The organism is Leptotrichia hofstadii, from assembly GCF_007990525.1.
GTDB lineage: Bacteria > Fusobacteriota > Fusobacteriia > Fusobacteriales > Leptotrichiaceae > Leptotrichia > Leptotrichia hofstadii.
In genome coordinates, this window is sequence record NZ_AP019823.1 from 1,086,059 (window position 1) to 1,109,217 (window position 23,159).

The 23,159-nt window shown below is 30.0% G+C and carries 24 protein-coding genes and 1 tRNA gene; 19 read left to right on the plus strand and 6 right to left on the minus strand.

The window, feature by feature from the left end; genetic code table 11:
• Positions 1-46: 46 nt before the first annotated feature.
• Positions 47-463 (minus strand): ExbD/TolR family protein, encoded by a 417-nt coding sequence (locus tag FVE77_RS05165; RefSeq protein ID WP_026746507.1) that lies wholly within the window; start codon positions 461-463, stop codon positions 47-49.
• Between the two features lie 123 nt (positions 464-586).
• On the minus strand, positions 587-1,213 hold the full coding sequence (locus FVE77_RS05170; protein ID WP_026746506.1) for a MotA/TolQ/ExbB proton channel family protein: 627 nt from the start codon (positions 1,211-1,213) through the stop codon (positions 587-589).
• A gap of 567 nt (positions 1,214-1,780) precedes the next feature.
• Here FVE77_RS05170 and trhA point away from each other — a divergent pair.
• A complete protein-coding gene (gene trhA / locus FVE77_RS05175; RefSeq protein ID WP_006804487.1) occupies positions 1,781-2,458 on the plus strand; it encodes a PAQR family membrane homeostasis protein TrhA in 678 nt (225 codons plus the stop codon).
• 84 nt (positions 2,459-2,542) lie between these two features.
• Positions 2,543-3,118, plus strand: coding sequence for a helix-turn-helix domain-containing protein (locus FVE77_RS05180; protein ID WP_026746505.1), 576 nt, complete (start codon positions 2,543-2,545; stop codon positions 3,116-3,118).
• Between the two features lie 53 nt (positions 3,119-3,171).
• On the opposite strand, the gene lgt is transcribed toward FVE77_RS05180, so the two are convergent.
• The 3 genes from lgt to kdsA form a co-directional block, all read right to left on the minus strand.
• Positions 3,172-4,071 (minus strand): prolipoprotein diacylglyceryl transferase, encoded by a 900-nt coding sequence (gene lgt, locus FVE77_RS05185; RefSeq protein ID WP_026746504.1) that lies wholly within the window; start codon positions 4,069-4,071, stop codon positions 3,172-3,174.
• A 111-nt stretch (positions 4,072-4,182) separates the two neighbouring features.
• Positions 4,183-5,268: a pyridoxal-phosphate-dependent aminotransferase family protein gene (locus tag FVE77_RS05190; RefSeq protein ID WP_026746503.1), complete on the minus strand. Its 1,086-nt coding sequence runs from the start codon at positions 5,266-5,268 to the stop codon at positions 4,183-4,185.
• A gap of 44 nt (positions 5,269-5,312) precedes the next feature.
• Positions 5,313-6,149, minus strand: a complete 837-nt coding sequence (gene kdsA / locus FVE77_RS05195; RefSeq protein WP_026746502.1) for a 3-deoxy-8-phosphooctulonate synthase — start codon at positions 6,147-6,149, stop codon at positions 5,313-5,315.
• 190 nt (positions 6,150-6,339) lie between these two features.
• Between kdsA and FVE77_RS05200 the strand changes: the two genes are divergently transcribed.
• The 6 genes from FVE77_RS05200 to FVE77_RS05225 all read left to right on the plus strand — a co-directional run bounded on the left by FVE77_RS05200 (position 6,340) and on the right by FVE77_RS05225 (position 12,220).
• Positions 6,340-7,458: a mannose-1-phosphate guanylyltransferase gene (locus FVE77_RS05200; protein ID WP_026746501.1), complete on the plus strand. Its 1,119-nt coding sequence runs from the start codon at positions 6,340-6,342 to the stop codon at positions 7,456-7,458.
• A 132-nt stretch (positions 7,459-7,590) separates the two neighbouring features.
• Entirely contained in the window at positions 7,591-8,571 is a 981-nt protein-coding gene (locus FVE77_RS05205) for a KpsF/GutQ family sugar-phosphate isomerase (RefSeq protein ID WP_026746500.1), read from the plus strand.
• A 15-nt stretch (positions 8,572-8,586) separates the two neighbouring features.
• Positions 8,587-10,047, plus strand: a complete 1,461-nt coding sequence (locus FVE77_RS05210) for a lipopolysaccharide biosynthesis protein (RefSeq protein ID WP_026746499.1) — start codon at positions 8,587-8,589, stop codon at positions 10,045-10,047.
• A gap of 35 nt (positions 10,048-10,082) precedes the next feature.
• On the plus strand, positions 10,083-10,961 hold the full coding sequence (locus FVE77_RS05215) for a glycosyltransferase family 2 protein (RefSeq protein ID WP_026746498.1): 879 nt from the start codon (positions 10,083-10,085) through the stop codon (positions 10,959-10,961).
• A 57-nt stretch (positions 10,962-11,018) separates the two neighbouring features.
• The gene (gene mnmA, locus FVE77_RS05220; protein ID WP_026746497.1) at positions 11,019-12,116 is read left to right on the plus strand and encodes a tRNA 2-thiouridine(34) synthase MnmA; all 1,098 of its coding nucleotides are present in this window, start codon (positions 11,019-11,021) and stop codon (positions 12,114-12,116) included.
• Positions 12,117-12,145: 29 nt separating this feature from the next.
• Positions 12,146-12,220 (plus strand) — tRNA-Cys (locus FVE77_RS05225).
• Positions 12,221-12,556: 336 nt separating this feature from the next.
• Here FVE77_RS05225 and FVE77_RS05230 read toward each other — a convergent pair.
• Positions 12,557-13,357 (minus strand): hypothetical protein, encoded by an 801-nt coding sequence (locus FVE77_RS05230; protein WP_026746496.1) that lies wholly within the window; start codon positions 13,355-13,357, stop codon positions 12,557-12,559.
• A 264-nt stretch (positions 13,358-13,621) separates the two neighbouring features.
• On the opposite strand from FVE77_RS05230, the gene FVE77_RS05235 reads away from it, so the two are divergent.
• The 11 genes from FVE77_RS05235 (at position 13,622) to FVE77_RS05285 (ending at position 23,156) form a co-directional block, all read left to right on the plus strand.
• Complete coding sequence (locus FVE77_RS05235; RefSeq protein WP_026746495.1) at positions 13,622-14,995, plus strand: FAD-dependent oxidoreductase; 1,374 nt, start codon at positions 13,622-13,624, stop codon at positions 14,993-14,995.
• Position 14,996: 1 nt separating this feature from the next.
• Positions 14,997-15,503: a hypothetical protein gene (locus FVE77_RS05240; protein WP_026746494.1), complete on the plus strand. Its 507-nt coding sequence runs from the start codon at positions 14,997-14,999 to the stop codon at positions 15,501-15,503.
• A gap of 121 nt (positions 15,504-15,624) precedes the next feature.
• A complete protein-coding gene (locus FVE77_RS05245; protein WP_026746493.1) occupies positions 15,625-16,026 on the plus strand; it encodes a hypothetical protein in 402 nt (133 codons plus the stop codon).
• A gap of 211 nt (positions 16,027-16,237) precedes the next feature.
• The gene (locus FVE77_RS05250; RefSeq protein WP_026746492.1) at positions 16,238-16,459 is read left to right on the plus strand and encodes a DUF896 domain-containing protein; all 222 of its coding nucleotides are present in this window, start codon (positions 16,238-16,240) and stop codon (positions 16,457-16,459) included.
• A 113-nt stretch (positions 16,460-16,572) separates the two neighbouring features.
• The gene (locus FVE77_RS05255) at positions 16,573-17,235 is read left to right on the plus strand and encodes an HAD family hydrolase (RefSeq protein ID WP_026746491.1); all 663 of its coding nucleotides are present in this window, start codon (positions 16,573-16,575) and stop codon (positions 17,233-17,235) included.
• Positions 17,236-17,390: 155 nt separating this feature from the next.
• On the plus strand, positions 17,391-18,464 hold the full coding sequence (locus FVE77_RS05260; protein ID WP_026746490.1) for an asparaginase: 1,074 nt from the start codon (positions 17,391-17,393) through the stop codon (positions 18,462-18,464).
• Between the two features lie 481 nt (positions 18,465-18,945).
• Entirely contained in the window at positions 18,946-19,968 is a 1,023-nt protein-coding gene (locus FVE77_RS05265) for a pseudouridine synthase family protein (RefSeq protein ID WP_026746489.1), read from the plus strand.
• A 171-nt stretch (positions 19,969-20,139) separates the two neighbouring features.
• Positions 20,140-20,556 carry an HD domain-containing protein gene (locus tag FVE77_RS05270; RefSeq protein ID WP_026746488.1) on the plus strand — a complete coding sequence of 139 codons (417 nt, stop codon included), beginning with the start codon at positions 20,140-20,142 and terminating at the stop codon, positions 20,554-20,556.
• A 36-nt stretch (positions 20,557-20,592) separates the two neighbouring features.
• The gene (locus FVE77_RS05275) at positions 20,593-21,261 is read left to right on the plus strand and encodes a Fic family protein (RefSeq protein ID WP_026746487.1); all 669 of its coding nucleotides are present in this window, start codon (positions 20,593-20,595) and stop codon (positions 21,259-21,261) included.
• A 46-nt stretch (positions 21,262-21,307) separates the two neighbouring features.
• Positions 21,308-22,288, plus strand: a complete 981-nt coding sequence (locus FVE77_RS05280) for an RluA family pseudouridine synthase (RefSeq protein WP_026746486.1) — start codon at positions 21,308-21,310, stop codon at positions 22,286-22,288.
• Positions 22,289-22,541: 253 nt separating this feature from the next.
• Positions 22,542-23,156, plus strand: a complete 615-nt coding sequence (locus FVE77_RS05285) for a ribonuclease HII (protein WP_232052966.1) — start codon at positions 22,542-22,544, stop codon at positions 23,154-23,156.
• Positions 23,157-23,159: the final 3 nt, after the last annotated feature.

Below are 23,159 nucleotides of genomic sequence, written 5' to 3' on the forward strand. Positions count from 1 at the left end.
TTTTCACCTTCATTCGTTTTCTTTAAATATCTAATTTTATATAGTTTTAATTTTTATTTTGAATATTTAAACTTATATTTTCTATGTTCATATTTTTTAAAATACTCATCGTATCCACAATGTCCTTATATTCCAAATGTTCGTCGGCAGTTAAAGTTATATTTTTTAATGCTTTCTTTGGTAATTTTGAAAATTCGGAAGCTATTTCATTTTGGGAAAGTTCCCTAGTTTTGTCGTCTATTTTTAAGAAGTATTTTTTGTCTTTATTTACGATTACTTCTATTTTTGTATCTTCCTTTTTTTCAAGCTGTGCTGATGTTTTTGGAACAGACAGCTGAAATTGTGAATAATTGTTAAATGTAGTTGCAAGCATAAAAAATATTAGCAGCATAAAAATTACATCAATTAAGTTTAACATTGATATATCAACGTTTTGACGTTTTCGTCTGTTAGAAAATTTCATATTTTTCTCCTAAGAAATTTGATTTGTAAATTTTACTTAAATTTGTTTGAAGTTAAACTAATCTAAATCGGATAAAATTAGTTTGAATTTTAAGTATAAAATTAGAATAAAAGGTTGTAAAAATCAATCTTTTACTCGGCTCAAAAACTGCAATGCCGCCCTTTCCATCTCGGCTACAATAACATCAATTCGTCTGTTAAAATAATTATAAAAAACTAATGCAGGTATTGCAACTATTAATCCAAATGCAGTTGTGTAAAGTGCTTCTGAAATTCCGCCAGCTACTATTTTTGCAGTGCTTGTACCGTTTCGGGTAAGGGCTGAAAAGGCTGCAATCATTCCTGTAACAGTTCCCAGAAGTCCAAGTTGAGGAGCAGCATTTACAACTGTTCCCAATAAGCTCATACCTTTTTCAAGTTCAGTAGTCTGCTCTAGAATACTTTCACTTATGATGCCCTCGATAACCTGTCTATGTGAATTATCAAGCTCATCAAAGTTAATATCCGTATTGGAAACAATTTTTGTCACACTCTTAGAAACAGAATCAGTCTTATCTTTGCAAAGTTTTAAAATTTCTTCTCTGCTGCCTGTTCTAAGTGCTTTATAAAGCTGATTTTTCTCGTTTTCTGACAATTTCTTCTCTTTTGATAAAAAAGTATACAATTTTTCAATAATAACAGCAAGTCCAGATATTGAGGCAAGTAAAATTACCCACATAAATATTCCGCCGTCAAAAAGGTATTTTAGCATAGTTCTTCCTTCTTTCCATATTATTTCGTTAATAAAATTATTTTACTATAAAAATATTTCTGTGTCAAATTTTATTTGATAAATTAGTAAGCCACTATTCATTGTGGCAAGATTATTTGAAGCCAAATGCTGAAAAATAGGATATTTTATTTAAATACTAATATTTTTTGATTTTAATAATTTGCTAAAAAAGTAATAGTTACAGCTCATGACACATAAAAAATGATATAAAATTTTAAAAATTTAAAATATTTAGGTTGAATATAATTAAAATACCTGTTATAATAAATTAGAGTATTATAACAGGTGATATATTTTATAAAAGAGTTAAAATTGTAATTATAATAAAACTATATTATTTGAAAAGCCAAAAAAATAAAACTAATTTATAAGGAAAAAAACATGATTTATAAAAATTTATATGGTATTATTATAATATAAGTGGTTTATTTTAAAATTGATTTTATGTTCAGATAACTTAAAAAATGGGATATTATAAACATTTATCAACTATATCATACTACATGTTTAAATATAAAAAATATCTTTGTATCTGAAAGGAAAAATATGAATAAAAAAACTAAGAGCAATAATTCACTCAATGATATACATAAAAAAGCTGAAAATTTTTCGCGTGGAGAAGAAATTGCAAATTTTGTAAGTCATACTGTGGGTGCAGGGCTGGCCGTGCTGGCATTTCTGATACTTACAATCCGTGCGAGCTGGACGCGCGATATTGGAACTGTTGCTTCATTTATGGCATTCGGATTTGGACTTATCGTTCTTTATACGATGTCATCAATATATCATGGCTTAAATCCTGGAACAGCCAAAATGATTTTTGAAATCTTTGATCATTCGGCAATTTACATCCTTATAGCATCGTCGTATACGCCTTTTCTCTATTTGGTAGTTAATTCTCCAATGAATAAGATTATACTAGCTATTCAGTGGACGGTATGTGTGCTGGGGATTGTATTTAAGGTGTTTTTCACAGGAAAATTCAAGATGCTGTCAACATTGCTGTATCTAATTATGGGATGGATGATTGTATTTGCGTGGAATGATCTTGTAAGTAATATAAATCGTGTTTCATTGATTTATCTGATTGCGGGAGGTGTGCTGTATTCACTTGGAACAATTTTCTATTCATGGAAAATATGTAAATTTAACCATATGATATGGCATATTTTCGTAATACTTGGAAGTATAGCTCATTTTTTTGCAGTATATTTTCTAGTATAGCAATTTATTTATTTTTAAGCAGTTTCATTACTATCATTAAACAAATTAAAGAATATATATTTTATTTATAGAAAGGGAATTTTAATGGGAAGAAAATCAAAAGTATCTAACGAACTAAAAATTGAACTAGTAAAGAAAGTATTAGATGGAAAAGCAACTATTCAAGGATTGGCAAAAGAATATGGAATTGCTAAATCTTCAATAATGACTTGGAAAAAGAAATATCTTGAGCTGGGGGAAGAAAGCATAGTTGTAGGAGATAAAAATAGACATTATACTCGTGAGCTTAGGGAAAAAGCCATTAAGAGCTATCTTAACAATGAAGGTTCCCTATTTGATATCTGTAAAAAATACGATATTGCTTCTGTGAGCGTTCTGAACTACTGGATAAGAGATTACAGAAGAAGCGTGGATGCTAATGGAAACTACACTGTGATAAAAAAACACGTAAGAAAAACAATAGAAGCAAAGGTAGAAGCAGTAACTTTCTGTCTGAACAATAATTATGACTATAATCAGACAATTAGAAAGTTTGGAGTTTCTTATCAGCAAATTTATTCTTGGGTAAAAAAATATGAAAAAGGTGGAATCGATGCATTGGTGGATAATCGTGGAAAAAGAACTTCCAGCCGAAAAACTATAATTACTGAAAATAAATAAAAGCAATAAAAAAACTGTCAGTCCTGAATATGGATATGACAGTTTTTAATTTCCTATTTATTATTTGAATTTTTAACAGGTACAAATTTTCTTTCCGGACTGCTAAAGAATTTTATTCCGATAATTGCAATTATAATCATGGCAATGCTTATCAGATACGGAAGACGTATTCCTAAAATCAGTAAGTCTTCTGCCCTGAATGTACTTACAAATGTTCTTATAACCGCATACATAATTAGATAAATCATTGAGAGTACTCCGGGATTGTATTCCTTTTTTCTGAAATAGAACCATAGTATTATAAATCCAATCAGATTTAAAGCGCCTTCGTAAAGCATGGCAGGATGCAGAGGTATATTTGGAAATTCCGATCCTGCAGGTGTATCTAGCGGAAATGTTATTCCCCAAGGTACAAGCTGTTTGAACTGGGCTTTGGCAGAAAGGCTTAGAGTCTGGTATCCAGCCCACCATTTGCTAAATGTTCCTGAAAAGATTACGTTAAACGGAGTAACAGTTGGAACACCGTGAACTTCCCCGTTTGCCAGATTTCCAAATCTTCCTAAAAACTGCCCAAACAGTAAAGGTCCTACTGCCATATCTGTAAGTACCCACAAATTTCGCTTGTTTTTTTTAGCATACAGATATGAGCCTATAAATGCACCGATAATTCCACCATGAATAGCAAGTCCGCCTTCCCAGATGTAAAAGATTGATAAAGGATTTCCTATGTAATCTGAGAATTTGAAAATAACATAATAAAGCCTTGCTCCAATTAATCCAGCCAAAATTGTTGTAAATGCAAAATCTTCAATAATTTTTCTATCATCAACGCCTCTTTTTTCAGCAACATCATCAGCAAGTGCGATAAACATTCCAAAAAGAAAGGCTAAAATATACATTAAACTATAAATCCTAAGTTCAAAACCTCCAATTTTAAATAAATATGGTTTCATTTATGCTCCTTTTCAATATTTTGCAACAGGAACTGCCAAAGCATTTTATTTTTTATTAGGAAATAAAACCTTTAAAGCAGTTCCAGCACTTCATTTATTTTTTTGTAAATTTTATAATTGTTTTTTTAGCTCTTCTTCAAAGATTACAAAGAAGTCATCAATCTGCTCTTTTGAAATTTGCCCTAAAATTCCAATTCTCATAAGGCTTTCGGCGTATTTACCTTTTCCACCTGTAACAGTGTATCCTTTTTCTTCAAGAGCGGCAATAATTGATTTTATGACAATTCCTTCTCTATACACTGAAATTAATGTATTTGTCCTATTTTCTTCATTTTTTACTAATAGTTCAAATCCTAATTTCTGTGCTTTTTCTTCAACATATTTTCTTAAATCGTGTTTTTGCTTAATTGTGCTTTCAACTCCATTTTTAACTAAGTCTTTTAGCGATTGATTCAATGCCAAAATTAAAGCGATTGCTGGAGTGTATGGCGTTTCTGCGTTAGCATCAAAATATTTTTCATATTGTTTCAAATCAAAATAGTATTTTGGCAAATCAGATGTTTCCATAGCTTTTTTTGCCTTGTCACTTACAGCAACAAAAGCAAGTCCTGGTGGTATTAAAAATGCTTTCTGGCTTCCTGCGATTGCTACATCAATGTGCCAAGCGTCAAAATCAAAATCATTTACTACAAGTCCACTAATTGTATCAATAACTAATAGAATATCAGTATTTTTTGTTAAATCCCCAAGCGCTTTTATATTATTTAAAATTCCAACTGAAGTTTCGCTATGAGTTGCTAAAATTCCTTTTAAATCTGGATTTTCTGAAATAACTTTCTTTACATCGTCCAAATTGTAGCTTTCTCCAAATTCATACTGTAAATTAATTACGTTTAATCCATAAATTTCAGCAATTTTTCTAAATCTGTCTCCAAAATATCCAGTATTTATTGCTAAAACTTTATCTCCTTTTGAAAAGAAATTTACAATGGCAGTTTCCATTGAGCCTGTTCCAGATGAAGTTATGACAGCAACATCGTTTTTAGTTTTGAATACTTTTTTCAAGTTTTCATTGTTTTCTTTCATAATTCTTCTAAATTCAGGTGTTCTGTGATGAATAATATCATTTCCCAAAATTTCTAAATATTCTTCGGGTATGTTAGTTGGCCCGGGTGTTAATAATAATTTTGAACTCATAATTATAATCCTCCTAAAAATTTATTAAAATAGATATTTTTATTTTATAATTCTTTTGTCAATTTATCATACTGTAATAATTTTGTTAAAATATCTTCAACATTGTCAAGTTTTAACATATTTGGTCCGTCAGATAATCCTTTGTCAGGTTCAGGATGTACTTCTGCAAAAACTCCATCGACTCCAACAGACACAGCTGCTCTGGCAAGTGGATAAACATAGGCTCGGTTTCCACCTGAAGTTTCTCCTTGTCCTCCTGGAATTTGTACTGAATGTGTTGCATCAAACACAACAGGGTAGCCAAATTTTCTCATTTCCAGAAGTCCACGCATATCTACGACTAAATTATTGTATCCAAATGAAGCTCCACGTTCGCAAAGCATTATATTTTCATTTCCAACTTCCTCAAATTTTCTTACAACATTTTTCATATCCCAAGGTGCTAAAAACTGCCCTTTTTTTATATTCACAGCTTTTCCAGTTTCTGCGGCGGCAACAAGCAAGTCGGTCTGTCGTGATAAAAATGCAGGTATTTGAAGCAAATCAATTACTTTGGAAGCTTCTTTACATTGCCAGGGTTCATGAATGTCTGTTGCAAGAGCCACACCGTATTTTTCTTTAACTCGTGCCAAAATTTCAAGTCCTTTTTCAAGTCCTGGTCCTCTAAATGAAGAGATGGAAGAACGGTTAGCCTTGTCAAATGAAGCCTTAAAAACATATTGGATACCTAGTTTGTCAGTAATGTCTTTCATTTTTGCAGCCACTTCCATAACCAAATCTTCTGATTCGATTACGCAAGGTCCGGCAATTAAAAAAATCTTGTCATTACCAATTGTAATGTTATCAGTAATTTTAACTTTTTTCACTTTATCTATTAACATATCCAATTCCTTTCTAAAAAGTTTTCTTATACTTTCATTTTATCATAATATTACTTTTTTTGCTAATATTTTTCTAAAATATTCCTTTTGATAAAACAAATAAATTATGTTATACTTTTAATTGAAAAAACAACTGAAAAATAACAAAGCAGAATAATAAATAAATCGAATTGAAGAACAGGAGAAAGATATGAATAAAGTAGCTTTAATTATGGCTGGAGGAAGTGGAACAAGGTTCTGGCCGTTATCTACAAATGATAAGCCAAAGCAGTTTTTGGATCTTGTATCAAAAAAGACTATGATAAAGGAAACAATTGACAGGATAAAGAAACTTATTCCAATAGAGAGAATTTTTATTTCCACAAACATTAAATACTTTGATATAATAAAAAAGGAACTTCCGGAGATTGCTGACAGGAATATAATTTTTGAGCCGATGGCTAGGGACACGGCGGCGTGTATCGGATATGCGGCCTGTATTATCAGGAAAATTTATGAGAACAGCATTATGGCAGTTTTGCCGTCAGATCATCTGATTAAGAAGGAAAAGGAATTTTTGGACAGCTTGGAGTTTGCATTTAAGGAGGCTGAGAAAAATAAGATTGTTACGCTGGGAGTTAAGCCTACTTATGCTGAAACTGGGTATGGATATATTGAGTATGTGGATAGAAAAAAAGCAAAAGATGACAAAAATAACTGCGAAAATAAAGAAAGATTCAAGTCATATAAAGTGAAGAAATTTAGGGAAAAGCCTAATAAGGAGCTGGCTGAAAAATATATCGAGCAGGGAAATTATCTTTGGAATAGCGGAATGTTCCTTTGGAAAACGGAATTTATTCTGCATGAAATAAAAAAACACATGGAAACACATGGCATTATTTTGGAAAAAATTGAAGAAATGCTGGAAAATGTGGATTTAAATGAGATTTATGGTGAAAAATTAAGTGATTTTGTGAAGGATGAATTTGAAAAATTTGAAAAAATTTCGATAGATTTTGGAGTGATGGAACATACGAAATCTGTAAGTGTGATTCCTGTTGACATTGACTGGAATGATGTTGGAAACTTCAAGTCGCTTGAGGATATTTTTCCAAAGGACAAGGACAGCAACGTTGTGCAGGCTGATTACTTTGAACAGATTGAATCAGAAGGAAATATCGTAATTAATAAGGAAAATGACAAAATTATTGCTACAATTGGGATAGAAAATATTGTCATTGTAAACACAAAAGATGCCTTGCTTGTCTGCCATAAGGATAAAAGTCAGGAAGTTAAGAAAATACTGAATAAAATTGAAATGAAAAAGTAGTATTCCAAAATAATATTTGACTATTTTGAAACGCTGATAATTTAATTTAAATAGACAGATGTTAAAAGAGGATAGGTGTAACTAAAAGTATCAATATAAAAATATTGTGTGAAAAAAGGAGCAGAGTTAAAAATGGAAATAGATATTTTAAAGGAAGCTAAAAATGTATTTGACATTGAAATTGCAGAACTGGAAAAATTAAAAAGCAAGCTAGGAGATGATTTTCAAAAATTAGTCCGAATGATTTTAGAATTGAAAAACAACAATAAAATTGTTGTGACAGGGATTGGAAAGTCTGGAATAATTGGTAAAAAAATTACAGCGACACTTGCCTCAACTGGTACAACAGCAGTATTTATAAATGCCACAGAGGCACTTCATGGTGATTTGGGAATGCTCAGTGATGGAGATGTCGTAATTGCCATTTCAAACAGTGGAAATTCTGACGAAGTACTAAGCATTTTAGCGCCAATAAGAAAAATTGGAGGAAAAATTGTTGCATTTACTGGAAATCCTAATTCTACATTGGGGAAATATGCCGAACTTACAATAAATGTGGGAGTGGAAAAGGAAGCGTGTCCGCTGGGGCAAGCTCCGATGAGTTCGACTACAGCGACACTTGTAACTGGGGACGCTCTAGCTGTGTGCCTTATGAAATTAAAAGATTTTACAGAAAATGATTTTGCCAAATATCACCCGGGAGGAAGCCTTGGAAAACGGCTGTTATTACATGTTTCAGATTTAATGCACATTGGAGAAGAATTGCCAGTTGTAAAAGAAGATGAGAAAATTGAGAATGTATTAATGCTTCTTACAAAGAAAAAATTAGGAGCTGTGTGTATCTCAGATACAGGATTTGAAAATGGTAAGTTACTTGGAATTATAACAGAAGGAGATATTCGGCGTGCATTGGAGCATAAGGAGAAATTTTTTGATTATGTGGCTTCTGATATTATGATTTCTACGCCAGTAACGATTGAAAAGGATGCGATGGCTCTCGATGCACTTCATCTGATGGAAAACAGAAAAAGCCAGATAAATGTATTGCCTGTTGTGGAAAATGGAAATGTTGTGGGCTTAATAAGAGTGCACGATTTAATAGGATTAAGATAAGGGGAATTTTTTTGAATGGATAATAAGAATTTATTGAAGGGGACAATGGTTTATTCTCTTATGAATTTGGTTACAAAGATGGGGTCGTTTATATTTTTGCCGATAATAACGAGGTTATTGACACAGGAAGAATTTGGGATTGTGGGAACATTGGCTCCGATTACTTCGCTATTTACGGTAATTTTAGGGCTAGGACTTTATAATGCTCAGATGAAGAAATATGTAGATTTGAAGGAAAGTGAAGATGAATTTGGAAGCTATATGTTTTCCTCAACTTTGATTATAATAGTTTTTAACGTATTCACTTATGTTTTTCTATTTACACCAGCATCCAAAAAACTGTTTTCATATATAGTTGATTTAAGCAAGGTAAGTTACTATCCTTTGATAATTGTCAGCGTCTTAATTGCCACAACGAACGCTTTTAACAATCTTTCGACAACTTTGTTTAGAATGAAGAGAATGTATATGAAGGTTGCGATAGGGAGTGTTGTAAGCCTTTTTACAACTTATATTCTGGCAATTTACTTTATAAAATACTTAAAATGGGGAGTTTTTGGAAACCAGTTTGCAAATTTAATTGCGCTGATTATAGTATTTCTGTTCTATTTTAAGGATTATTTTGGAAATTTTAGATTTAAGCTGAATTTTGATTATGTGAAATATTCGCTAAGAAATGGATTGCCATTAATTTTTATTGAACTTACGGATCAGGTTGTGAATTTGAGTGATAGGCTTGTTTTGGCAAAATTTGTTTCTCTTGCGGTAGTTGGGGGATATACGCTTGCATTTACTGGAGGAAGGGTTTTGTCGGTTGTTACAGGTTCTTTTGTGAACAGCTGGACGCCAGAGTTTTATGAGGCGATGAAGGAGGATAGAACAAATCCGAGAATAACACGAAGCGTGGAAAACTTTATTGCGATTATTTCCTTTGCCTGTGTAATCGCACAGTTATTTGCTCCAGAAGGAATAAAGCTGATATTTCCAAAAAGTTATTATCAGGCGATAAATTATATGCCTTTAATTCTAGCTGGAATTGTCGTTCAGGCACTATTTTGCCTTGATTATTTTTTTCATTTTCACGAAGATAGCATATACATTTTTTATTTTACAATGTTTGCAATGATATTTAATTTAGTTGGAAATATAATTTTTATACCGAAATTTCCAGAAATTGGGCCTATTATTGCGGCGTGGACTACGTTACTTGCCTTTTTGTTTAGAGCGATAATGGAAATGATGATTATAAGAAAAAAATACAAGATTTCGTTTAATTATAAAAAATTATTTTTATATTTCATAATTATTGTAAATCCTATAATATTCTATTTGTCAAATGATCAGCTTTCGTGGATGAAATTTGGCTTGAAAATAGTTTATTTGGCGATAGTGACAAAATTGCTTGTAAATAGTGAAGTTTACGCTAAAATTGCAAATCTTGTAAATGGAATAAAAAGAAAAATTATAAAACGTTAAATTTTAAAGCTTTGGAAAATAAGGGGAAATAAAAAATGAAATTTACGATTTTTACACCAACTTTTAATCGAAAGGAACTGCTTGAAAAATTGTATAAATCACTTCAAAAGCAAACGTACAAGGATTTTGAATGGCTTATTGTCGATGATGGCTCTGCTGATGGAACTAAAGAGAAGGTAGAAGAATTTTTGAGTGAAAAAAAGCTGGATATAAAGTATTATTTTAAGGAAAACGGAGGTAAACAGCGGGCGTATAATTTTGCAACTGATAAAGCAAATGGAGAGCTTTTTATCTGTCTTGATTCTGATGATGAATATGTTGAAAATGGCCTTGAAACTATTTTGAAATATTGGAAAAAATATGAAAAAAATAGCAATATTGCGGGAATGGGGTATTTGTCAATTTATCCAAATCGAGAAGTTATAGGCTCTAGTTTTCCAGAAAAAGAGATGGTTTCAACACAGTTTGATATTTACAATAAATACGGAGTTAAGGGCGATAAAGGGCTTATGTTTCGGACTGAAATTATAAAAAAATATAAATTTCCAGTTTTTGATGATGAGAAATTTATTACAGAAGCTGTTGTCTATAACAGAATTTGTGAAAAATATAAGATGGTTTATGTAAATGAGAAAATCGAGATAAAAGAATATCAGGAAGATGGATTGACAGCCAAATACAACAATTTATTGCTGCGAAATCCGAAAGGACAGGCACTTTATCATAATGAAATCAATTCCCAGAATTTATCTTTTAAGCAGAAAATTCTAAATAATGCTGTTTATTACAAATTTTGCAAGGCAGCAGGATATAAATTTGGAAAAATATTTAAAGAAAATAAAAATAAATTGTTTTTAATTTTTGCTTTAGGAATTGGGGAATACATGTGGCAAAAAGAGAAAAATAAAAAATAAGATTTTAAGTTTTGAAACATAGAAATTAAAAATTTAGAAAAGAGAAAGAAATACGAAATGAACAAAAAATTAGATGATAAAAAAGTAGTAGTTGGAATGAGTGGCGGCATAGACAGTTCTGTCGCTGCTCTTTTGTTGAAACAGCAAGGTTATGAAGTTATAGGGGTTACGTTAAAGCATTTGCCTGACGAACTTTCAGAAAATCCAGGGAAAACGTGCTGTTCCCTTGATGATATAAATGATGCCAGATACACTTGCTACACATTGGGAATCCCTCATTATGTCCTAAACGTCGTGGAAGAATTTAAAAAGGATGTAATGGATTATTTTATAAAAATGTATAATGCTGGAAAAACCCCTTCACCTTGTGTAATTTGCGATGAAAAGGTAAAAATAAAAAAACTCGTAGAATTTGCTGATAAAATGGGAATAAAATACATTTCGACAGGGCATTATTCAAAAGTTAGCGAGAATAATATGCTTTTATGGGACAAAAATAATAGAAAAGATCAGACTTATATGCTTTATCGGCTGGATAAGAATGTTGTGGAAAGATTTTTGTTTCCGCTTGCAGAATATGAAAAATCAGAAGTTCGTGAAATTGCAAGACAAAATGGCATTCACACTCATAACAAGCCTGACAGCCAAGGAATCTGCTTTGCTCCCAACGGATATATTCCATTTTTGAAAAAAGTACTTGGAAATGATGTAAAAAAGGGGAATTTTGTGGATAAAAATGGTAAAATTATTGGAGAGCATATAGGTTATCAGTTTTATACGGTTGGTCAACGGCGTGGACTGGGGCTTAATTTAGGAAAGCCATTTTTTGTACTTGAACTTCGCCCTGAAACAAATGAGGTTGTTGTGGGAGATTTTGAGGAATTGCTAATAAAGGAAATAGAAGTGATAAATTGTAAATTTCATTATGATTTAGAAGAAATGATTGGAAAAAAATTAACCGCACGTCCGAGATTTTCTTCAAAAGGACTGGCTGGGGAATTGAAACTTTTGAAAAGTGAAGAAAGTAATGAAAATAGGATAATTTTTGAGTTTGATGAAAAAACTCACGAAAATTCAGAAGGACAGCACATTGTATTTTATTTAGATAATGAAATTGTTGGTGGCGGGGAAATAAAAATATTTGACAAAATTTAAAAAATATGATAAACTTATCAAAGTCAAGTGGCGACATGGTCGAGGGGCTTAGGCAGAGGTCTGCAAAACCTTGTACACCGGTTCGAATCCGGTTGTCGCCTCCATTAACTGATTACTGATAATAATTAATAGTTATAACTACTGAATCCTTAGTAGTTATTTTTTTATTGAGAAAAAGGCATGGCGTCTGATGTCTTTACATTAAAAAATAGAAAAAATATTATTTATCCATAACGCTTATAAATAAAATTATAAAAGTCTTTAAGATGTGCACTTAATGATTAAATTTAATTAAAGGATTTTTAATAGCTATACAGGTTGGATAATAGCATAACCCTATAAAAAATGACTTTAAATTCATAAATTTTTTGATTTCTACTCTTTAAATAGAAAATAGTATTAGATGATTTTTAAGCAAATCAATATGATAAATTATTTCTTTAATACAAATATAACTCGTTTCCCAAGTCCTTTTCCAATTCTAAAATTTCTTTAGTCAATTCTGAATAAAAATTAGTTTCATAAATTTCTTTTTCCATAAATTCATTATACTTTTTTTCTGGAATTTTACCATCTTTATCCGTATTTTTTGCTATAAACTGCTTTAAATATTTATTCAGTTCATCTAAATTTCTCCCTGCATACTCTTTCACCATAACTGCTGTATCAACATTTCCATAATCAAAAATATAAAAATACGGATATGATAATTCAGGAATTTTTATTACAATGTAATCTGAAAAAACTTTTGTTTTATGCTCTCTGCCAAATAAATAATCATCCCCACCTTCTGGTGAAACTATTATTTCATCAGTAACAATATTTTTTATTGCGTCATGAATTATCAGCATCTTCTTAATTTTTTTTATTCTTTCTTTAACAAAATCTTTTAACGTAACATCTGATTCTTTGTTAAAGTACAGTTTATCATCTTTAAAACTAATATCCCAATATCTCTTTGCTTTAAAATTTGATAAATCGGTATTAAGTTTAACTAAAATACCTATATTTCGTTCATCCCAACCCAAGGATTTTGGATCTGTGATAAACAATGAACCTAGACATTTTCCTGTGGTAAATTCACAATATCCTCTTACTTTTTGGATTTCAAATCCAGTTTCTAATTTTTGAACAAGATTTTGAGCATAGTGATAGTAAACTCTTTTATCCATTTCTATAGACTTAGAAAATATTATTGTTTGTAATATAAAAAAATATAAAATAATTTTTACTGCTCTCATTTTGTCTCCTTTCTTTATTATATATCATAAATTTTAATTAATAACATTAATGTTTTTTATTATTTTAACATAATTTATATATAAATGTAAATGTTAAAATTTTTATTAGGGAAATAAATTTTTGAAATATAAGTTTAGTAAACCGATAAGATTAAGTAATCTTGTTTTTTTATAAAAAATGTGGTATTCTTAAGACAAGGAAATCTAATTTTATAATGAATACAATTATGTAACTGATTGTATAAAATGGAAAGGACGAAGAAAATGAAAAAATATGATGCAATAATAATTGGATTTGGAAAAGGTGGAAAAACTTTGGCAGGATTTTTGGCTGGGAAAGGTCAAAATGTGGCTTTGATTGAGAAATCGGACAAGATGTACGGAGGGACTTGTATAAATATTGGGTGTATTCCTACGAAAAAACTTGTTGACAGTACAAAAGTTCTTAAAAATAAAGGATTAAGCGGTATTGAGGAAAAGGAAAGATTTTATGAGGAAAGCATAAATAATAAAAATACATTGATTGGTGCATTACGTGGAAAAAATTATGAAATGCTGGCTACAAAGGAAAATATTGATATTTATGATGGATTTGGAAGCTTTGTTTCAAAAAATGTTGTTAATATTGAAAGTAATGGGGAAAATGTTCAGATTGAAGGAGAAAAAATATTTATAAATACAGGTTCAGTTACAATAATTCCTGGTATAAAAGGGCTTAAAGAAAGTAATCACGTTTATACAAGCACTTCAATTATGGAATTAAAGGAACTTCCTAAAAAATTGACTATTTTGGGAGCAGGGTACATTGGGCTGGAATTTGCTTCAATGTATGCTGATTTTGGGTCAGAAGTTACAGTGATTGATTTGGCACAAAGACTTATGCCTAGGGAAGATGAAGAAATTGCTGATAGAGCAAAGGCTATATTTGAGGCAAAAGGAATTAAATTTTTACTGGAATCAAAAATTGAGGAAATTGTTGATAAAAATGGAAAAGGATACGTGCAAATTTCACAAGGAGCAAGCAAGAGCGAAATTGAATCAGACGCAATTCTTGTGGCAATTGGAAGAAAACCTAATACAGAAGGACTTAATTTAGAAGCAGCAGGAGTAAAAACTGACGAAAAAGGTGCGGTTGTAGTTGACGAAACATTGAAAACGACAGCTGATAACATTTGGGCAATGGGAGATGTGAAAGGCGGACTTCAATTTACATATATTTCTCTTGACGACTTTAGAATAATAAGAGATAATCTTTACAATGGAGGAAATAGAACAGTAAATGACAGAAATGTAATTCCATATAGCGTATTCATAAATCCACCTTTATCAAGAGTTGGAATGACTGAAAGCGAAGCAATTGCCAAAGGATATGAAGTAAAAACAGGAAGACTTGAAGCAATGGCAATTCCAAAAGCAAAAATAGAAGGTGTAACAGATGGACTGCTTAAAGCAGTTATAGATGCAAAAACAGACAAAATATTGGGATGTACTTTATTATGCAATACTTCCCACGAAATGATAAACATTGTTGCAGCGGCTATGAAAGCTGAACAAAAATATACATTCCTAAAAGATATGATATTTACTCACCCAACAATGAGCGAGGCTTTGAATGATTTGTTTGGGAGCGTGAAATAAATTGAAAGAACTGATTGTACTTATATTTTTAAATTTATTGATGTTTTATAGCTTATTTAGATTACTTTTTTGTTTTATAAAAGTTTTTCAGAAAAAAGAAATTAAGAAGTTTTTATGGGGTGATTTAGTTTTTGGAATAGTGTATTTGTTTTTCATAGAAGTTTTGGGTAAGGATTTTTTTTCACAAAACCAAGGCTTACATGTAATAGTATGTATTTTGGTTGTTTTATTGTTTATGCTAATGAAAAGAAAAACTAACAAGTTCTTGTCTTATGTTGCTTTTTCTTTAGTTTTTATTGATTTATTAGGATTGATTTATCATGGAAATATGCAATTTTATGGAATTATAGTTTTACAAATGCCGATTTTTATAATTGCAAATTTTGTAAAAGATGATAATAGGTTAAATAAATATACATATTCGGCATTAATAATGGCTAATTCACTCAATATATCTGCAATTTCACTTAAAACTTTAATGTTGTTGGAAAAGACAGGAAAAATTTGAATCAAGGAGAAGGTAAAATGGTATTAATTTTAATGACAGTTGTAGTACTTTTTTACGAATTATTCAAAATTCTCTTTAATATTATAAGGTTTTTTTTTTTAAAAAAAGGATAAAAAAATTTTTGGAAATTGACTTGGCTGCTGGGATGATTTGTTTCATTTTATGGTTAGCGGCAATGGGAAATTACTCTTATTTGTTTCCTAATCAAATATTTCATTCAATATTTTATGTTGTTGCTGTTTTAATATTTTTAACAAATGAAACAGAGAAAAAAGTTTATAATTATTTGTTATTTGCAATAACGGTGATTGATATAATAATCTTTTTAATTGCATTATTCAGTATATTTGGTTTGTATCCTGTTATGTTTTTTCTACCTGTTATATTGATTTGTATAGTATTAATTCTAAGAAAAAAGAATGATAAATTGGATTATGGATATTTAATGTTGTCTTTAATTAATATTGTAAATATTTTATTGCCATATGCAATGATGATTGCTTATATAGCTTCGGAGTTATAAAAAAATTGTTTTTACTTTTTGTTAATTAATGTTATAATTATTTATAGATTTTTTACTGTACTTTTTGGCATAAATTGGAAAAAAAGATAAAAAATAATCTCAACACTAAGAGTTTAATATCAATAAATTTTATTTTATATCATATTTTAGATAAAAATTAAGATAGAAATTAGAAATGAAAGTAATATTTTTTAGAAAGGAAATTAGAAAAATGGAAGATATTATTAAAAAAGTAAATGAATTTTCAAAGTTGGCACGTGAGAGGGAATTGACGAAAGAAGAGAAGAAAGAGCGTGAAAAATATAGAAAAATGTATATTGAAAAATTTAAGGAAAGTGTGAGAGGGCATTTGGACAGCATTAAGGTTGTTAGAGTGGATGACGATGGAAATCCAATTGATGATGACGGGAATGTTATTGAGCCTGAAGCGTAAATAAAACAGTAATAATAGCATTTAGAGATTAATCTTTTAAAATCTTGAAAGTTGGATTGATAAGATTTTGGTAATTGTTTAAAGTGGATTAGGAAGGGAATGAGTGGAAATTTATGAAATATGATTTAGTTATATTTGATTTGGACGGAACGCTTATGGATACGTCGAAATCTATTACAAAGACTGTAAATTCAGCGATGGAAGAACTTGGGAAAAAGCAATATTCTGCTAATGAATGCGTAAAATTTGTTGGTGGTGGAGTTTCAGGGCTTGCACGGAATATTTTGGGAAAAGAGAAATATGAGGATGTAACGAATGAGGAAATGGAAAAAGTTATAAGAAAATATTATGATATTTACTTTGACTATGGTGTTGAGCCTTATGAAGGAATACCTGAATTGCTTGATTTTTTGGAACAGAATGGCGTGAAAAAAGGTATTGTAACAAACAAGGATCATGAAACAGCCTTATCTGCAGTTGATAAAAAGTTATCCAAATGGAAATTTGATGGAATATTTGGCTCAAATGAAAAGGAATATCCAAATAAGCCAAATCCGTACAATGTTTATAAAATGGCACAAAACTTAAATATTTCAAAAGAAAAAATATTATTTGTTGGAGATATGCTTGTGGATGTAAATACAGCTAAAAATGCTGGAATTGATATTGTTTACTGCAAATGGGGATTTGGCGAAGTAAAAGGCGAGGATGGAATTGATGAAGATGTGAAGGTGTCTGATGTTCAGGAAATTATTGAGAGAATAAAAGGTGAATAGAAAGTTTTTAGAGAAATCGTTTTAGTATTTTATATTAAAGCGATTTTTTTTGATTTGTAAAGTGCTATACATTTACTAGAGAAAATGATAAAATAAAATCAAGATAAAAAAGTTTGGGTAACAAATGAAAAGCAGAAGAAGGAACGGTGGGATGTATGAAAGAGCAGAGAAGTCAGAAGATTTTGGTAATAAATACAGGTGGGACAATCAGCATGGTTCATTCAGATAAAGATGACAATAAAAGTGCATTGAAGCCCTCTTCATCTTGGGAGGAAGTTATATATAACTATCAATTTTTAAAGGATATGAAAGTTGATTATGTTCAGACAAGCAAAATCATTGATTCTTCTGATATGAATTATGAAATTTGGCTGGAAATTGGTAAAATAATTGAAGAAAATTACGATAAATACAAAGGTTTTGTAATACTGCATGGAACGGATACAATGTCCTACACTGCAAGTGTTCTTTCTTTTATGTTAAAAAATCTTGGGAAAACGGTTATTTTGACAGGAGCACAGCGTCCGATTCAGGAAATAAGAAGTGATGGACTGCAAAATTTGCTAACTTCTATTGAAATAATTGAAAAACAGACTCAGGTAAATAGTGAAATTTGTAATTCAGAAAATGAAATACTGCCTGTAATTCCAGAAGTATGCGTATTTTTCAGGGATCATCTTTTTAGGGGAAATCGTTCAAGAAAGCTTGATTCTACGAATTATTTTGGATTTTCTTCCCCAAATTATCTTCCATTAGGGCAGGCAGGCTCAAAAATAAAAATATATGAAAACAGGCTATTATCAAAGCCAGAGGGAAAATTTTATGTAGATTACAAAATTAATCCAAATGTACTGATGATGGATGTATTCCCTGGATTTAATCCTAAAATTTTAAAACGGATATTCCAAGATGATGATAGTATAAAAGGACTTGTATTACGAACTTACGGAAGTGGAAATACTCCACAAAATAAAGAATTTTTAGAAACAATAAAATATATAATTGATATGGGAGTTATAATTCTGAATGTAACTCAATGCACAGTTGGAAGTGTGGAAATGGGACTTTATGAGTCAAATGCAATACTTACGGAACTAGGTGTTGTAAATGGATACGATATGACACCAGAAGCTGCAATTACAAAATTTATGTGCCTTTTAGGGAAATATGATGTGGAAAAAGTTAAGGAAAGATTGGTAATGAATATTGCGGGAGAGCTTACTAAATAGATTTTATACTAAACCCCATTTAAAAACGAATTCGTTAAAAACTTTTTTAATAAAGGATATAAACCTAATATTTCAAATAATCAAAATATAATTTTTTATTTTTTAAATAAAGTCTAGTATAAATATAATCTGTCGGAGCATTTTTATGTACTGGCAAAACTGTCTGAGCATAGCGAGTTTTTTGTCAGTGCAGAAAAATGCGTAGACTAGCCATAGGTTGTAGGATTTGCGGCAATGAGCAATCCTACGAAAATAAAAATGAAAAAAATTTATTAATTAAAATATCTAAAAAATAATAAAAAACAATTTAGTTGAATGATTTATGAATTAACTATCAAACAATCCTACTATAAAAATTTAATGGGATTTAGTATTAGATTTAGAATTATAATATTTATTATGTTAGTAAAATTGCTTTTAACTTATGAAGTATTCTGGTGTTATAAAGAAAAGTGAGTAATAAATTGATAAAGGATATAAAATGGAAAATATTAATACAGAAAAAATAAAGCTAGATAAATTAATAAGAGATTTTGAGAATACAAAATATTTTGGATATATGTTTTTTGTAGAATATGATGGACAGAAATTTGAATCTTTTGATGAAAATCCTAATAAAAAGAGTGTTAAATCAGAATTCAGAAAAATGTTGGAAAATAACAAAATCAAGATTTTTAAAGGTATTCAGCAGGCTGGAAGGACTGATGCAAATGTGAGTGCAAAAGAAAATATACTTTATATAAATTCCAAAGAGATAATTGATTTTTCAAAATTAAAATTTTTGGAAACAGAAGGGCTGAAAGTCAATAAAATAGTGAGAACATTGCCATTTCTTGAATTTCCACAAATGATTGAAAAAAGATATTATATTTATGAATATCCAAAAAAACTTAAGAAAAACGATGAAGAGAGAATAAATCAGATTTGCAATAAAGTATCTGGGAAAAAGAATTTTTACGAATTTACTTCAGAAAAGGGGAAAAAATTAAAAAATCACACAAGAGAAATTTTTGTGAAATATGAAAATGATAAACTGTATTTTGTGGGAGATGGATTTTTGCCACAGCAGGTGCGGATTATGAGCAATTTTATTTTAAATAATACAAAATTTGATATTGAAAAATTAAATGATGAAAATTTTGAAAATAGGAAATTGGGGATAAAAGATAAAACGCTTGATGGGAAATATTTGACACTTGTGAAAGTTGAATTTTCAGAAAAATTAGAGAAAATCAGTTTTTTTGATGTGAAAAATATTGAAGAATTGATAAATTTGAAAAAGAATAATAATGAAATTTTTGAAATAGAAAATTCTGAAATCAAAATAGATGATTTGAATGAACAATTAAAAAGCATTGATAAAGTTAAAAAAATTGAGAGAAATAGTTATTTTACAGTATTTTTCATTGAGAAGAAAGATAAAGGGGAATTTATTGGAAAAAGAGGGAAAAATATTAGGAAGTTAAAGAAGATTTTGGGGGATATAGTTGTAAAAGAGATTTGAAAAAATTGAAAAATATTTTATAGATTATGTAAAAATTTATTGTTTTTAAAAATTTTTAGATACTGTTTATAGAAAAATATTGAATGATGAGATTTGATAGCAGGATATTAACATATTTTGTCAGAAAGTGTAGAAAAATGAGAAAATCAAGATTAGGAAAAGAGTGGAAAAATGTATATAATTAGAAAAGCAATGGAATATTTTAAACCGAAAATTAACAGGGCTTATATGAATGAGGCTTTGAAAAAATTGACAGAAAAAGAAAAGAAAATATTTTTGGAAATGTCCGATTACGATAAGTTTCATTCGCTTGAAGTTTATAAAAAAATAAAAAAAACGGAACTGAAAAACAATGAGAAATATTTGAAATTGGCACTTCTACATGACTGTGGAAAAGAAAATGTGTCGATTATAACGAGAGTTTTGCATAAATTAGGATTTAAAACGCAGTTGCAAAATCACGCACAAAGAAGTTTTGAAAAGCTGGAGAAAGTCGATGAGGAAGTAGCGGTTTTGGCGAAAAATCATCATAATAGAGGTTATTCTCAGGAAATGGATATTTTTCAGAAATGTGATGATGAGAGTTAAGAAATTGATGAAAAATTTTTAGAAAAGAGTGATTTTATGGAAGACAAGTATAAAATGACATTGGAGGAGAATATTTTTGTCGCAAAAAGAAATATAGTGGATTCAATTTGGAAATCGGCAAATCTGGAAGGAATAGCTGTAACTTATCCTCAGACAGAAACGATTTTTCAGGGACTGGGAGTTCAGAATATGAAAGTTAAGGATATAAATGCCATTGTTAATTTAAAACATTCGTGGGAATTTATTTTGGAAAATATTGAATATCCTCTTGATTTAAACTATATTTGCAAAATTAATCAGCTTATTGGAGAGGCAAATGTAAATCCTTTTCCTGGACAATTAAGATTTTCTGATGTAAGTATGGGTGGAACAGATTGGAAGCCTGAAATTCCAAATAAGGAAAAAGTGAATGATAATTTGAATGAAATTTTGGAAAGTGAAAACTCTGCAACAGAAAAAGCAATAAATTTAATGCTATATTTAATGAGAAGCCAACTTTTTTATGATGGAAATAAAAGAACAAGCATGATGACAGCAAATCACGTAATGATTCAAAACGGTGCTGGAATTATTTCTGTACCGATAAAACAGCAGGAGAAATTTTTGGAACTGCTTGTCAAATTTTATGAAACTAATGATACGAGTGAAATTAAGGAATTGATTTATAATCATTGTATTGATGGAATAAATTTTAAAAGAGAATAAAATTTTTGGAAATAAAAAATTATAAAAGAAAGAAAAATAGATAATTATGAATGAAAAATATGAAGTTGAAAATGAATTTGAAGATGAAATAGATGTTGAAAATAGTGAAAATGAGGAAAATATTGTTGTTTTAAATGAAGAGGCAGGGAGCAGGATTGATAAATTTTTGTCGGAAAGGCTGGAGTTGACACGGACACGCATTCAACAGCTTATAAAAGATGAAAATATTTTGGTAAATGAAAAAAAAACAAAGCCTGCTTATAAAATTGAAGAAAATGATACAATAAAAGTTGTAATTCCAGAACTGGAAACTGTTGAAATAAAACCTGAAAACATTGATATTGAAATAATTTATGAAGATAATGATTTGGCAGTTATAAATAAAAAAGCTGGAATTGTCGTACATCCTGCAAACGGACATTATTCGGGAACGCTTGTAAATGCAATTTTGTATCACATCAAAGATTTGTCAGGAATAAATGGAGAAATCCGTCCTGGCATTGTGCATAGGCTAGACAAGGACACAAGCGGACTTTTAATAATCGCCAAAAATGACAAGGCACATCTAAAATTGTCACAAATGTTTCACGATAAAACTGTAAAAAAAACTTATCTTGCAATTTTAAAAGGAAAACTAAACAAAAAAAGCGGAAGAATTGTAACACAAATTGGGCGTGATAAAAACGACAGGAAGAAAATGACCGTAATAAATGACTTAAATTCAGGAAAAACTGCAATTACAAATTACGAAGCAATTTCACAGACGGAAAAATTTACGCTTGTTAAAGTTCATATTGAAACTGGAAGAACTCACCAAATAAGAGTTCACATGAAATATTTAGGATACCCAATTCTAGGTGACAGTGTCTACGGCAGAACAGACACCGAAAAACGCCAAATGCTTCATGCCTACAAATTGGAATTTGAACATCCAATTACAGAAGAAGAAATAGAATTTATTGCAGAATTACCTGAAGATTTTGAAAAGGCATTGAAAAAATGTGGGCTAGAATTTGAAATTTTTTGATTTTTTTAAATATTCATTCTAATTAAATGAATAATTATAGTTAAATTAAAAATATCGAATTTATAAGTTATTAGTATTAGATAAATTAATTAGAAATTTTTGTGTCAAGTGGGAGTGTAGAGGTATGGCGTTTAATACCTCTGTGTTAAAAAAACTAATAAAAATATTAAATTTGAAATAGAATTTGAGAAACTAATTTAAGATTATCAAATTTTAAGTTTAGAAATATTATAAAAAGTAAAGGAATATGCTTATGGATAAAAAAAATGAATTAATGGAATTTGACGAAAAATATAATAAGATTGTTGTTGGGGTTGATGAGGCTGGTAGAGGGCCTTTGGCAGGGCCAGTCGTGGCTGGAGCTGTAATTGTGATTCAGGATTTCCCAGAATTGCAGGAGATTAATGATTCGAAGAAGTTGACTGAGAAAAAAAGGGAAAGATTGTTTGAAGCGATAGAAAAGAATTGTATCGTGGGAATCGGAATCGCTTCAGAAAAAGAAATTGATGAGATGAATATTTTGAATGCAACATTTCTAGCAATGCGTCGAGCGATAAATCAAGTGACTGAAAAATCAGCATTTGATATAGTTCTAGTTGATGGTAATCATTTGATTCGAGAGTATGAAGGAGAGCAGGAATGCATTGTAAAGGGAGACAGCAAATCATTAGCTATTGCGACAGCTTCGATTGTGGCAAAGGTTACAAGAGACAGAATGCTTTGTGAGATTGCAAAGGAATTTCCTGAGTATGAATTTGAGAAACATAAAGGATATGGAACTAAGAAACATAGGGAGATTTTACTTGAAAAAGGGGCTTGTAGGTATCATAGGAAGATGTTTTTGAAGAAGATATTGGGAAATCAGTAAAAT